Origin of the sequence: Stenotrophomonas pictorum JCM 9942 (assembly GCF_001310775.1) — a bacterium.
In the GTDB taxonomy this organism is placed as follows: domain Bacteria; phylum Pseudomonadota; class Gammaproteobacteria; order Xanthomonadales; family Xanthomonadaceae; genus Stenotrophomonas; species Stenotrophomonas pictorum.
Window position 1 is genome coordinate 1 of the sequence record NZ_BAZI01000752.1, and the last position, 678, is coordinate 678.

A 678-nucleotide genomic window follows, 5' to 3' on the forward strand; every position below is an offset into this window, starting at 1 on the left:
CCGGCAGCGGCCGGCCGGCGGCCTCGCGCAGCGCCACCAGCGTATCCAGGCCATCCAGGCGGTCATGCAGGTGGTAGTCCACCAGCATCACATCGGGTTGTTCGGCCAGCTTCTGCAGCGCCATGTCCACGGTGCTGGCGGCGATCACCTGCACCTTCCAGCGGCCCAGCAGCGCGCGCATGCCGTCCAGGATCTCCTGGTCGTTGTCCACGCACAGCACGCGCATGCCGGCCAGCGAATCGTCATTGCCGAATGCCGAGGACGCCCGTGGCACCGGCGGCGGTGCCGCCGGCGTCGGCACCCGCGGCAGGGTGATGGAGAACATGCTGCCGTGACCGGGCTGGCTGCGCGCATTGAGCGCGTGGTCGAGCAGGCGCGAGATGCGCTGGCAGATCGACAACCCCAGCCCCAGCCCCTGCTCGCCCCAGTCGAACGGCTGCTGGTAACGGTGGAACTCGGTGAAGATCTGCTGCATGTGGTGTTCGGGAATGCCCGGGCCGGTATCCCAGACCTGCAGTTCCACCTGCCCACCGCGCACCCGCAACGCCAGCACGATGCGGCCGCTGCGGGTGTAGCGCAGCGCATTGGCCATGAAATTCTGCAGCACCCGACGCAGCAGCCGGCGGTCACTGCGCACCCAGGCCGGACGCGCGAACACGTGCAGGCGCAGGCCGCGCC

Annotated in this window: 1 protein-coding gene; it reads right to left on the reverse strand. The window is 69.8% G+C overall.

Going from position 1 to position 678, the window contains the following annotated elements; genetic code table 11:
- Positions 1 to 678: hybrid sensor histidine kinase/response regulator (locus JCM9942_RS17475; protein WP_157723074.1), on the reverse strand; the 678-nt coding region annotated here is incomplete at both ends.